The 12,416-nt window shown below is 45.0% G+C and carries 11 protein-coding genes; 1 reads left to right on the top strand and 10 read right to left on the bottom strand.

The window, feature by feature from the left end; all coding sequences use genetic code 11:
* The 5 genes from DHU66_RS05565 to DHU66_RS12325 form a co-directional block, all read right to left on the bottom strand.
* Complete coding sequence (locus DHU66_RS05565) at positions 1-969, bottom strand: acyltransferase family protein (protein WP_108774884.1); 969 nt, start codon at positions 967-969, stop codon at positions 1-3.
* Positions 969-2,156 (bottom strand): radical SAM protein, encoded by a 1,188-nt coding sequence (locus DHU66_RS05560; RefSeq protein ID WP_108774883.1) that lies wholly within the window; start codon positions 2,154-2,156, stop codon positions 969-971. The genes DHU66_RS05565 and DHU66_RS05560 overlap by 1 nt, the downstream gene beginning before the upstream one ends.
* A 25-nt stretch (positions 2,157-2,181) precedes the next feature.
* On the bottom strand, positions 2,182-3,381 hold the full coding sequence (locus DHU66_RS05555; RefSeq protein WP_108774882.1) for a glycosyltransferase family 4 protein: 1,200 nt from the start codon (positions 3,379-3,381) through the stop codon (positions 2,182-2,184).
* 299 nt (positions 3,382-3,680) lie between these two features.
* Positions 3,681-4,811 (bottom strand): glycosyltransferase family 4 protein, encoded by a 1,131-nt coding sequence (locus tag DHU66_RS05550; RefSeq protein ID WP_108774881.1) that lies wholly within the window; start codon positions 4,809-4,811, stop codon positions 3,681-3,683.
* An 89-nt stretch (positions 4,812-4,900) separates the two neighbouring features.
* Positions 4,901-5,215 carry a hypothetical protein gene (locus DHU66_RS12325; protein WP_209451746.1) on the bottom strand — a complete coding sequence of 105 codons (315 nt, stop codon included), beginning with the start codon at positions 5,213-5,215 and terminating at the stop codon, positions 4,901-4,903.
* A gap of 169 nt (positions 5,216-5,384) precedes the next feature.
* Here DHU66_RS12325 and DHU66_RS05540 point away from each other — a divergent pair, with 169 nt between their 5' ends.
* Positions 5,385-6,863 (top strand): ISL3 family transposase, encoded by a 1,479-nt coding sequence (locus DHU66_RS05540; protein ID WP_108774880.1) that lies wholly within the window; start codon positions 5,385-5,387, stop codon positions 6,861-6,863.
* Between the two features lie 134 nt (positions 6,864-6,997).
* Here the strand turns inward: DHU66_RS05540 and DHU66_RS12035 are convergent, their stop codons facing one another.
* The 5 genes from DHU66_RS12035 to DHU66_RS05520 all read right to left on the bottom strand — a co-directional run bounded on the left by DHU66_RS12035 (position 6,998) and on the right by DHU66_RS05520 (position 12,167).
* On the bottom strand, positions 6,998-7,216 hold the full coding sequence (locus DHU66_RS12035; RefSeq protein WP_135358313.1) for a hypothetical protein: 219 nt from the start codon (positions 7,214-7,216) through the stop codon (positions 6,998-7,000).
* Positions 7,217-7,651: 435 nt separating this feature from the next.
* Positions 7,652-9,178: an LCP family protein gene (locus tag DHU66_RS05535; RefSeq protein ID WP_167836279.1), complete on the bottom strand. Its 1,527-nt coding sequence runs from the start codon at positions 9,176-9,178 to the stop codon at positions 7,652-7,654.
* 112 nt (positions 9,179-9,290) lie between these two features.
* Positions 9,291-10,010: a CpsD/CapB family tyrosine-protein kinase gene (locus DHU66_RS05530; protein WP_108774878.1), complete on the bottom strand. Its 720-nt coding sequence runs from the start codon at positions 10,008-10,010 to the stop codon at positions 9,291-9,293.
* 6 nt (positions 10,011-10,016) lie between these two features.
* A complete protein-coding gene (locus DHU66_RS05525; RefSeq protein WP_108774877.1) occupies positions 10,017-10,781 on the bottom strand; it encodes a YveK family protein in 765 nt (254 codons plus the stop codon).
* Positions 10,782-10,868: 87 nt separating this feature from the next.
* Complete coding sequence (locus DHU66_RS05520) at positions 10,869-12,167, bottom strand: ATP-binding protein (protein WP_167836278.1); 1,299 nt, start codon at positions 12,165-12,167, stop codon at positions 10,869-10,871.
* Positions 12,168-12,416: the final 249 nt, after the last annotated feature.

Genomic DNA, 12,416 nt, shown 5'->3' with positions numbered 1-12,416 from the left:
TTATGATCTCACTTTTCTAACTAAATTATCTTGGACAACCTTCAATATACTTGATAAAAGTAGAGTCAGCCCAATTGTCCACAATACAATTTCTAAGTCACTCACTTGTTTTCCTTCCGCTGTCTCCTTTTCAAAGAAATAGAGAATAAACGGATGGATGATATAAATTTCATAGGATATTGTTCCTAACCAAATCAGAAATCTTTTCTGTATCTTCACTTTTTTCAATAATTCAATCAGAGGAACAATAAATGAAATCGTAATAATGTTCCGAAGAATTGTCTGAAACAGTTGATTATCAAAACCCGCCGCGCTTAAAACAAGTCTTCCGATAAACAAAATTACAAAAGCTGCAATTGCAACAATTTCTTTTCTCAAATAACAGATTTCAAAATAAGAATCTATTTTTCTCTCATACATCGCCCACAAAATGCCGAGAGGCATTCCAATAATAGATGCATACATTTCATCTCGCGGGTTAACAAAAGCACTTATCAAGATATAAGCAATAGTTATAACCGCAAACCAATATGCTCCTACATTGATTTCTGTATGGTTAAACACTGCATAGAATACAATGTATACGGCTATAATCACCCATATAAACCAAAGCGGTTGAATGTATCGAATTGTAAATGCTTCAGCAATTGCTCTTGTAGGTGTTTGCCCCCCCCCGATAATTTCCAGTCCTATCCAGACGATTGCGACTATCACATAGGGAGCAATAATGTTCAAAAGCCTTTTGGACAGAAACCCTTGAAGATAATTTTTCTTTTGCAGTAACCCACAGGTCAAGCCATAGCCTGACATAAAGAAGAAGAATCCCACTATCGGAAAAGCAATGTACCAAATCGGTTTCACATACACAGGTAAATTTGATAACCGAAAAGATATGTGGTGCAACATGATAATTATTGCCGCAATTCCTTTACAGCAATTCGTAGTCGTCCTATCCAATCGGCCACCCATTACTTCGTCTCCATCTGCTGTGCGATATCAGCATCCACGATTTCCTCGCCGGTCTTATGCTTCAACTGCTCCTTGCTCGCCTCACTCAGACCGTTGTTGATCACACAGTTCATATCGCAGGTGCTGCACTTATCCAGCTCCTCTTTGGTAACTTTGCCATCGCGGTAGTCACGGCAGATCTTCAGCTCGTACATGCTGTACGGATGCTTGGTGAACAGAGCCTTGAACTTGTGAACCAGAACCCAGGTAGCCGGCTTCCAGATGTACTTGTGCATCGCAGGACTTACGCTGCCGATCATCCAGCAGTCACGGTCGCAGCAACGAACCTTTGCACGAACCTTCTCGGCCTCCGGGCTATTCCACAGCTCATCCCAAGTCTGGTTGTTCAGGTTGCCCATGACCTCTTTGTCCTTGGTGCCATTGCAAGGCATAACATCGCCATACGGGTCGATGAAGAAGGTATCAAAACTCATGTCGCAAGGCAGCAGACGCTTCTGGCCGTAGATGTAGTTGATCAGGCCGTGGTTGAAGTAAGCACGGAACCACTTCTTCGGGCTATTGCTACGGAGCAGTTCATTGACCAGATTCTCGAAGTTCTTTGCGACCATAGGACGGTCATGGATGATGTTCTTTGCCTCAACGAAGTAGAAGCTGTTATGCAGAGAAGCAGTTGCAAACTCCATGCCCATCTCATCGGAGATTTTGTACAGAGGAACAAGGTCAGGAGCGTTCTTATCCTGGACGGTCATGCCGAAACCAACGTCCTTCATCCCCATCTCACGCAGCTTCTTCAGCGTGCCGTAACCACGCTGGTAGCCGTTCTGCAGACCACGGATTTCATTATTGGTCTGTTCCAGACCTTCGATAGAGATACGGATACCAATCTGCGGGAACTCCTTACACAGGTCAACAATGCGGTCGGTGAAGAAACCGTTCGTGGAAATAACGATACGGTCAGACTTCTTGTACAGTTCGCGCACGATATCCTTCAGGTCAGTGCGAATGAACGGTTCACCGCCGGTGATATTTGTGAAGTACATCTTCGGCAGTTTCTTGATGGTTTCGATGCTGATTTCCTCTTCCGGCTTAGAAGGTGCTTTGTAGCGGTTGCACATGGAGCAACGAGCGTTGCAGCGGTAAGTGACGATGACCGTACCATTCAGTTTCTTTTCGTTATTGTTAGCCATTTTTCTAATACCTCTATCTCTCTTTTTATCTATAAATTTTCATAATTTTCTCGTAATACTCATCAATGGTATCAAAGCTGATGTCCTTGCAGTTCTTGCTATATGCTTCACACAGCTCCTTATCACCCCAGAGCTTCTCAATCTTTTTCTTCAGATCTTCGGCATTACCGCTTTCAAACAGCTCGCCGGTCTTGCCGACCTGAATCAGCTCCGGGATACCTCCGATGTTCGCTCCCAGCACCGGTGTGCCGTACATCTGGGATTCCATCACGGAGAACGGACAGTTCTCATACCACTCAGACGGGTAGATGGAGAATCGTGCTTCACGGATGAGTTTTTCCAGTGCCTCACCCTTCTGGAATCCTACGTTCTTGATGTTCTTAACACCATTCACCGTCTCTTCCAGAGGGCCAGTACCTGCGAAGATGAACTGCACATCCGGCAGATCCTTGCAGACCTTGATGAGTGTGCCGATGCCCTTTTCTTCAGAGAAGCGGCCGAAGTAGAGGACGTAGTCCTTCTTCGGAATCTCTTTCCACTCCACCTTGTCGATGAAGTTGTGCATCGCCACGGTCTTCGTTGCAAACAGAGGATTACTGTCCATCTTGCTCTTCATGAACTCGGAGCAGCAGATCATCGTGTCAATGTACTTGTAGGTACCCTTCCACTTCCAGAACTCGGCTTCCATCATGCCGATGGCAGATTTCGCCGTGGAACCGTGGATGCATTTGCCTTTCATGCAGTTCACGAAATGGCCACCGAGACACTTCTCACAGTTCTGGTGGGTGTTCGGATTGTTCAGCATGTGGTTCGGGCAGACCAACTGGTAGTCATGTGCCGTGAAGATGATCTTACACTCTCTTCCGGTCTCCTTGCGCCACTTCACGATTTCCAGGATGATGGAAGGTGTCAGCTGGTAGTTGAAGTTGTTCAGGTGACAGACATCCGGTTTGAAGTCGTCCAGAACTTTCCGCAGCTGCACTCTTGCTTCCTTGCTGTAGATGGTCTTGATCGGGTAGGTCAGCTTGCTCAGTTTGCTGCCACCGTGGAAGTCCATATCAGATGTATAAGCATTGACTCGGTTGCCCACGCAGCGACCTTCATGTTCCATACCGAAGTACTGAACCTCGTGTCCATGCTGCTCCAGTGCCTCACCCAATTTGAATATATACGTCTCACTTCCGCCGTTTCGGTGCAGAAATTTATTCAAAATCAGCGTCCTCACGTTAAATTTCTCCTTATTTTATGTTCTATTTCACTACCTCTGTTCAGATGCAGCACTTCCAATGTATTGTTCATAAACCAGAGTGCTCCATACAAACGCAGGTAGTGATACTGAAAGTTCTTATGATAAAATCATCTGCTGTTACTGAACCTGGGTAGCGAGATAAAAACCGCACTCGCAGCTCTACCCATATCTCAAAAAGTGCCGTAAATACGCTATTTTTCCAGCGTTTTCACTATGTACATCTCACCACCTGCGTTCGGTTAGAGGAGATTATTTATTATCAATACTCTCATCTATTATTTTCTCCTGTACAGTTTCATCGTTTCCTTTACAACTTCATCCCAGTTGTATTTTTTGCAGATAAAGTCAGCTGCATGCTTCTTCATTTTCATAACCATTTCAGGATGGTCACAGGCATCTTGCAATTTTTCTTGCAAGTCCTCTACATTCGTCTTTTGGAAAATTAACGCCTTATCTTCCACAACCTCTGCGCACTCTGGAATATCGGAAACCAGACAGCAATTGCCATAACTCATTGCCTCCAGAAGACTTAATGGCATTCCTTCCAAATCAGACGGCAGCGTGTAAATGTAAGCATTGCTGTATAGTTCATCCAGCATCGCTCCCTGCACAAATCCGGTAAAGAGAATCCGATCGTCACCCTTCGCCAGTTCTTTCACTTCCTCCATAAAGGAATCCGTATCGCTGGAACCGCCTGCGATGACCAGCTTTTTATCCGTCTTGACATTCTTGAAGGCCTCAACAAGATATCGAATACCCTTTTCTGGCACCAGACGACCGAGGAACAATATGTATGAGTCTTTTTTCAGCCCGAACTTATCTTTAATCAGACTTGCTTCCCGAATCTGCGGCCTATTCACGCCATTAGGAATAAAGTGCGTTTCTCTTCCATAAGTTTCCTTAAAATAGTCCTGCACTCCTTTGCTCAGAACAATGACCTCGTCTGCATATTTCGCAGCATTTTTTTCGCCTTGGTGGATAAACTTAGAACCAAGTCCTGATTGCCATTTCTCGCGCTGCCAATCAATGCCATGGACGGTAACAACAACTCTTTTCCCAAACATCTTCGGCAGCCATGTAAAAAAAGCTGGTCCTTCAGCATGAATATGTACTACATCATATCTTCCGAATGCGCTGTAAAGAGCCGCAAAAAAAGATGAACTTACAGCCGCAAGTCCACGCCGTTCAATAGTCGGAACAGACTTCTGACGGATTCCCTCGTACTCCGTTTTACCAGCATCGTCATATTCTGCACCACTCACATGATGGCCTGCTCTGTTGTAACAGGTCACGTCACAGCCATTCTGCGCCATTCGGGTGCAGAGCTCTTTGACAACGATTTCTACTCCGCCTTCTCTCGATAATCGCTTTTGTCCGAACATCGCAATCGCAAGTTTCTTACTCATAAATCTTTCCCACAATCCCACTCAATTTCTTCATCAATCTCTCGGCCAACACAAAGAGCGGATAGGCTTGTTCACCTGTCCGCTGGCTGTCACCCCACCCTCATGATCGAGATTTCTTCCTGTGCAGCATTTCTGCCACCCAAAAAGATCAGTCGTTCATTCTTCGGGTAAGAAAATATGAACTTCGGGTCGCGGAGCCTATCATTCTCTGCCGTACCCTTGTCCCTATTATGACAGCCGCGTATTATTTCACACTCCCCATGAATCGTAACAATGACTCTTTTTCCAAAAAATTTAGGTATGGCACACCAGAATGCCGGACCCTCTGCGTGGATATGAACAGCACCATAGTTTCCCCATGCAGCACATAAAGATGCAAAAAAAGAAGACGAAACCGCAGCCATACCCTTTCTCTGAATAGTCGGTACCGTCTTAATACGAACACCCTTATAACTTTTTAGGGTCTTTCATTTTTCTTGTGTGATGCACTAAAAGAAGGCAGCCTATAGAGAATATCATCTATTTACAAAAAGAGATTTCCTGATATCATCTCGATTGCACGTCGCCCAAGATATGCAATACGGGATAAAAAGGAAACCTCTTATGAATCAGAATTATACATACACCGAGGCGAATGGGCAAATGTCTTTTGCTGCCCGGACTCAAAATGACTATCTGATGTTCCCAAGCCACCTGACGGGGTTCCATCAGGAGAGCGTTGAAGAGGTTCCTATTCGAGACGTCAGGCCCTTCCACTCCATGCGGAAGAGCAAACTGAGTGAGAATACCTTCAAAAGGGCTTATATTCTGCGCGGTAAATTGGACCAGCTGGACCATCCTGTATGCTCTTGCTGCGGGCGCAGGATGTACAAGAATCAGACCTACCACACGAAGATCAAACACATTCCCTTTCAGGCATGCCAAACCATCATTGAGTGCGACAAGTACCAGTGGAGATGCAATCTCTGTGGCAAGACCATCACACCGGATGTCGCGTTCAAGGCAGATGATTCGATGATTACAAAGGAGCTTGAGCAGCTGATCATCCGCTATCTTTCTATGGATGAATTTACCCTTACGGACACGGCAATCATTACTGGCGTCAACATCAATACGATCAAGAAGATCGATCTTAAGCGTCTGAAGGGTCTTTACGCGGATGAGAATGGCAAGCTCAAAAAGCCTGCCGCCTATGCAAGGTATCTTGCCATTGATGAGTTCAAGCTGCATAACGGACACAAATATGCGACGCACATCATAGACCTGATAACCGGTGCGGTGCTGTTCATCCGAGCAGGCAAAACAAAGGCCGTTGTAGAAGAATTCATGGAGCTGGTGGGTGACGACTGGATGCATCATGTAGAGGCCGTTGCCATGGATATGAACAGCGACTTCCAGGAGGCTTTCAAGGCAAAATGCGGTTGGATCCAGATCGTTTATGATCATTTCCACATCGTCAAGAACTTCAACGAGAAGGTCATTGCCGAGGTTCGGAAGGAGGAACAGATCCGCCTGAAGAAGGAAGGCCTGGTCGAGGAAGCTACTGTTCTGAAGGGGTCAAGGAAGATACTCTGTGCCAGCAGGGAGTCCCTGCAGAAACACGATCAGGAAGCCCGTGAGGGCAAGGTGTGCCGCAAGGGATCTGCGATCTTCGGTACGACCGATTACAGGCATACCCATGACGATTTCGAGCGGCGATACGACGACATCATCAACTCGAACAAGCTGCTGTTCACCTGTGATCTGATCAAGCAGGCCATGCAGGAAGCATATGCCTCAGCCAATCAGGCGACGATGATCGAGAAGTTTACAGATATCATCGACTGGTGCAGGGGCACGAAAAATGAGCACTTTCTCTGGTTTGCCAGGCTCATTGAGAACCACTTTGACGGCATTGTGGGATACGGGCTCTATCCGATCAGCTCCGGGAAGATAGAGGGGATCAACGCACACATCAAGGTCATTCGCAGGAAAGCCTATGGCCTTCCAGATGATGAGTACTTTTTCCTAAAGATCATGGATGCATCCAGAAATCCGTACAAGAGGATCTGATGGATAAAGCTGTTCCGAGACCGTGGGCCCCTCGGCGATGCTCCCACGGTCCGCCCGGGAGTACAGATGCACGGAGAGCAGAAGGCACCTGTGGAGGACCGGGGCAGAGGACCTCGGAGACGGTCAGGAAGGGCTCATCCCACAAAAAAAGTGAAAGGGCCACTTTTTAATTGCTTTCCATCAAATACCGATCCACTTACATGATGGCCTGAACGATTATATACGGTGACTTGATTTCCAAGGGATGCAGCATGTGTAGCTAATTCCTTCACTGCGATTTCCACTCCACCCTCTCTAGAAGGGATGCGTTTCTGTCCAAATACTGCAATTTTTAATTTCTTCTTCCTTACCACTTGCACATCTATCTACCCCACCCCCGAAACCAATTCACATCATCTGACCGTCCTCTTCTACCACCTCAACTACCAAAACTAGCAAGTTTATAACCTTTGTAATGAAATAGTCAATGCCCTATGGAACAAGAATTTGGCTGTCCTACTCTCTACTCACATTGTCAACCATTATCTCTGGCTTCTCTGTGAATGGATGCCATAAGAATCCTCGCCGTACTCTTCCATTCACCCGCAGGTCTAATCATTCTCTCGCCGTTCAATCGCTGACCATCCCGTGAATGAATGCCGGAGCATGGAATACAAACGTTCATAAGCAAGCGATTGTTAAGCTCAGTGAAGAAAAGGCACCTGTTATCATTTACACTGGTTTGTTATTACTCCAGACTAGCACACACATAAGAAAAAAAAGAGAGATTCATCTCTCCCTGTCATAATTCAGTTCTCCTGGAATGTTGTCTTTGCGCCATCAGGTAGGTCTTCCATCTGGATTTCTTTTCCACTCAGTACCTTCTCGATCTGTTGTTTTGCAAACTCTTCCTGTGATGCAAAAGGTTTACACACATATAACTGACGGTCAAATCCCATGGAAGCCGTGCCAGCATATGTTCCCTCTCCGCCAAGATGATAGCGATAGTATGACCAGTCCTGTCCATTGTTGGTACTCTTGTACAGACTGTACATCGTATCCAGAGAAACATTGGACAGGAAATTATCCATCGCTGACTTGATGACAGTCAGATAATCTCCCTTTCTGCAATTCTCCTGAATCTTCTTCAGAAGACCCTCCATCACAATACCATGATGCTCATTCCGCCCATAGTCACCATTACTCAAAGAATAACGCTCACGGGAATAAGCAAGTGCCTCTGCACCATTAAGCGTAATTGTACCCTCAGCAAAATCATATCCACGTCCAGAGAATGCATACGGGTTATCCACTGTAATACCACCCATATCATCTACCAGAGCAGAGAAATGGTCAAAGTCTGTCACCATATAATCGGTAATATTCAGTCCAAACTCCTGATTAATGCCATCCAGTGTATTCTGAATGCCATCATTGCCAAGATGGGTCAACTTGTCCAGACCATTATCCAGAGCTGGATTCTTGATGTAATAATCGCGCGGAATAGAAATCATCAGAATCTGTTTCAACGTCGGATTGACAGCAACCATCATATCCACATCCGTTCTGCCATACAGAGAGAACGAAGTGGAAGAGGCATCATGTCCCGCCACATAGATCACAAACGAGCCAGAAGAGGAAGAAGCAGTATCTGAAGAAGCACTTGATTCTGATGCATTGCCAAGCTTAACAGAATCCAATACAAAGGTATCAGAATCAAAAGAGGCATATTTTGCAATGGAAGAAATGGAAGAGGAGAAAGCCTGATTCAATACCAGCACATCACCTTCATTGTCATACAATGCTTTAAGTGCATCTGATACTGTATCCTTCTGTACCAGTGTCAAAGATGTCACGCCAAGCTTTTCTTTGAGCTGTTCCAAAGCATCACTCTGATCCTGCTGATCAAACTCACCCTGTACAATAAACTTTGCATCCGCGTAATCTTCCAGATTTACAGAAGGCTTTGTTGAAGAGAAAGTGGAAGAATGATCACTTCTATAATCTGCACTCATGACATACAGATTCATTGTTCTCACTGCTGTATGGGCAGGTTCAGAGAATACGCTTGCTTCACGGCTCTGCAGTTTTGGCATCAGCACACAGCATAAGGCCAGAACAGCTGCCAGTACACCATTGACAATAGCTGCTCTTTTCTTCTTCAAAGAAAGAATCAGTAATACAGCAAGAACAATAACTGCTGCTACAATAGCTATCAGTTTTTTGTTCCCAGCAAGCACCCCATACTTCCCTGCCAATACCACTGTCAGCACAGCAAGCACAGCACATACAAGCCATAGAATCAGACCAGGTTTGAAATGTTTGTTACTTTCCATAAGCCCTCTCAAAAAAAGAAGCCACATCTTCTGCAGCTTCTCCTTGTGTTCTTAATATGACTTGTATATGATACTACAGTTCATCTCATTCATTCCAGATAAATTGTACAGCTCACTTTTTCTTCTTGTCTTTATGCTGATAATACTCTGCACCATAAGCATAATAATCTTTGTAATAATAACTGCCTGAGCCTCGTCTTGTATCGACTCTGTTAAGCACAAAGCCAAGAAGCGGAGATCCCGCACGTTTCAATGCCTGCACTGAGTTCATAACCAGCCTCTTGCCTGTCATACCGCTGCGCACTACCAGAAGGGAACCATCACAGTACTTGGAAATATTCAATGCATCCGCAACAGAGCCAAGCGGCGGACAGTCAAGAATAATGTAATCAAACGTCTTTGCGCATGAATCCATCATTTCCCCAAAGCGCTCACTCTCCAGCAAAAACGTAGGATCCGCTACCAGATTGGTAACCGGCATCATATAGCCATTAGGAACATTCGTACGATATATCACATCGGGAATATCTGCCTGCCCTGAAAGAAGATGCGCAATACCGACAAAGTTCTCCCCTGACACAAGATCAAGCCTTGTACGCATCTCTGACAAACGCAGATCACAGTCAATCAACAGTGCACGCTTCCCAACCGATGCCATAGAGCGCCATAATCCTACTGAAATATATGACTTGCCCTCATTAGGAACCGAAGAGGTAATCATTACTCTTTTAACATTTGGACCAGAGAAAGAAAGATTAATACGAAGCTGATTCAATGCTTCAGACACATCAAAGGGAAGATCAGGCAGCTTATTGATCGTTAATGATTTCATATCTGCTTAGTCCTCCTTCTTTCTATGCTTCCGGCCGCTCCGCTTTTTTCCCTCAGGAATTGCTGCCAGCGGCTGTACACCAAATACCTTGTTGATATCTTCCGGCGTCACAAACGCATCATTTGTCACATGCTTAATAATAATCACAGCACAATATAACAGCGCAGCAAGCACTCCGCCAATCAAAGCATTCTTCTTATAGGATGGCGAAGACTTATGATCAGGCACCTGCGCCTCTTCAAACACATTCGGCTCATCCGTCTTCATCACCTTCGGCAGATATGTCTTTGCCTGTTTGGCAAGCTCATTGGCAATATCTGCAGACAACTGCGCATTGGTCGTCGTTACCGAAAGATTCAAAATACGTGTATCCGAAGGATTAGATACTGTGATCTGTCCCTTCAGCGTCTCTACATCTTCATCCAGGTCAAGATCGTCAATAACATCCTGAAGAATACTGCTAGACTTAACCAGTTCCTGATAATCTGCTTTCAACTGCGTACTCACCTGCAGCGAAGATAAATCCACAATTTGATTAGAACCAGATGTGATATACATTCTCGATGTAGCCGTATACTTTGGGGTCACCAGGAAGAGCGTCAGCAGGTAAACAACAACCGCGCCCGTCACAAATAGTCCCACAATCTGAACAATATGTATCCAGAGCAGATAGAAGATCTCACCAAGATCAATTTCTATTTCATCATCGCTTTCAGTATGATTCACAGGCAGATTTACCATCTCGCCACCGGTATTTACTTCTTTACCCACAGAACCCCCTCCTATGCTTTACCGGTCAATGATACCCCATTTTCCAAAACTTCAACAGAAAAATCATATCAGAAACAAGATTTTGTACTATATGCACCATGCCGCATACAGCGGAACAGAGAACAAATCATCCTGCCAGCCAAAGTTCAATGCAGATATGTGTACTGCAAAGGCAGGATGATACTTGTTCCGGTAATTCTGCAGGCTGGTAGAGCGCTTATGCCGCCCAGACTTGATCTCTACCGGAATAATCTGTTCCGCATGATCCAGAATAAGATCAATCTCCATGCTTGGTGAAGGCTTATAGTAATACATCTTGATACCAGCAGCTTTCAGCTGCTGAATCACATAATTCTCTGTCAAAGCTCCCTTATAAATATTCTGGCTTTCCATCAGCAAATCACGATAATGCAGCCCACACATATGCCGCAGCAGCCCCACATCCGATAAATAAATCTTAAAGCTGCTATCGTCCTCATAGCTCTTCAAAGGCGGCAAAGGAGCCTGCAGGCTGTGTACCGCATAGACCATACCTGACGCATACAGCCAATCCAGAGGCTCGCTGAAATCACGTCTGTTGCCGCCAGAACGAACCCGACTGTATTGAAACTTTGGATTCTCTTTCGCAAGCTGCCTGGGCACAGAATGATACACCTGCGTGATCTTGACAGACTCCTGCGGTGAAGTTACATACTTGGTCATATCCGCAAGATAAGCAAGCTGCAGGTTATCATAAATAACAGAATCTACCGCAAGCGCATTCTTACCATGGTCAAGATATGACTGCACAGCCTCCGGCATTCCACCCACATACAGATAATCCTGATACAAATGAAGTGCTTTCTCATGGATGCCCTGTGCCAAGGGTGCTTTTTGCACATACGCATTCCGAATGCCATCCCTCAGCAGCTCTTCACCGCACGCAAGCAGAAACTCTTCAAAATCAAGAGGATACATCTGCACGATGTGCACCTTGCCAACCGGAAAAGAACTATGGAAGCGGTGCATTTTTACACCTAACAAACTTCCCGCACAAAGAATCCGATAATTCTTCTCTGACTCACAGAAATACTTCATGGAAGTCACAGCGCGCTCACAGCACTGTATTTCATCAAAGAACACAGGTGTCTTTTCATCAACTGTTCTGCCGAACAACTGCGAAATCTTCATCAGAATCATTTCAGGGTCAAGACTCCCTTCAAACACAGAAGCAACATCATTTCTCTCCTCTAAGTTAATATAGACATAGTCATGATACACATCCTGACAGAACTTCTTCATCAGCCACGTCTTGCCAACCTGTCTTGCCCCAATCACCATCAAAGGCTTCTGTTCCTGATCCCTTTCCCACTTCCTGATCACTTCATAAAACTTTCGATACATCATCACAGGCACCTCTGACTTTCTGTATTTGCATTCTATCATTGTTAGGCATTCCAATGCGCACATTTTATGAATCATTTCATCTTTTTCACGTTAAAAAGATGAAACATTTCATTTTTTTAACGTCAAAACATGAAATTCATCAAAAGTAAACAGTTCTCTGCAAACTCTTCTGCGCTGTATTCCATTCCAAATTTCATCTGATCAAGTAGAGACTTTAGTAATGAGCAGTAAAGGAAATGTCATATTGTA

It is taken from the genome of Lactimicrobium massiliense (assembly GCF_900343155.1).
GTDB classification, from domain to species: Bacteria; Bacillota_I; Bacilli_A; order Erysipelotrichales; family Erysipelotrichaceae; genus Bulleidia; species Bulleidia massiliensis.
The sequence above is the reverse complement of the archived record's forward strand: the minus strand, read 5'-3'. Positions and strand labels throughout refer to the sequence as shown.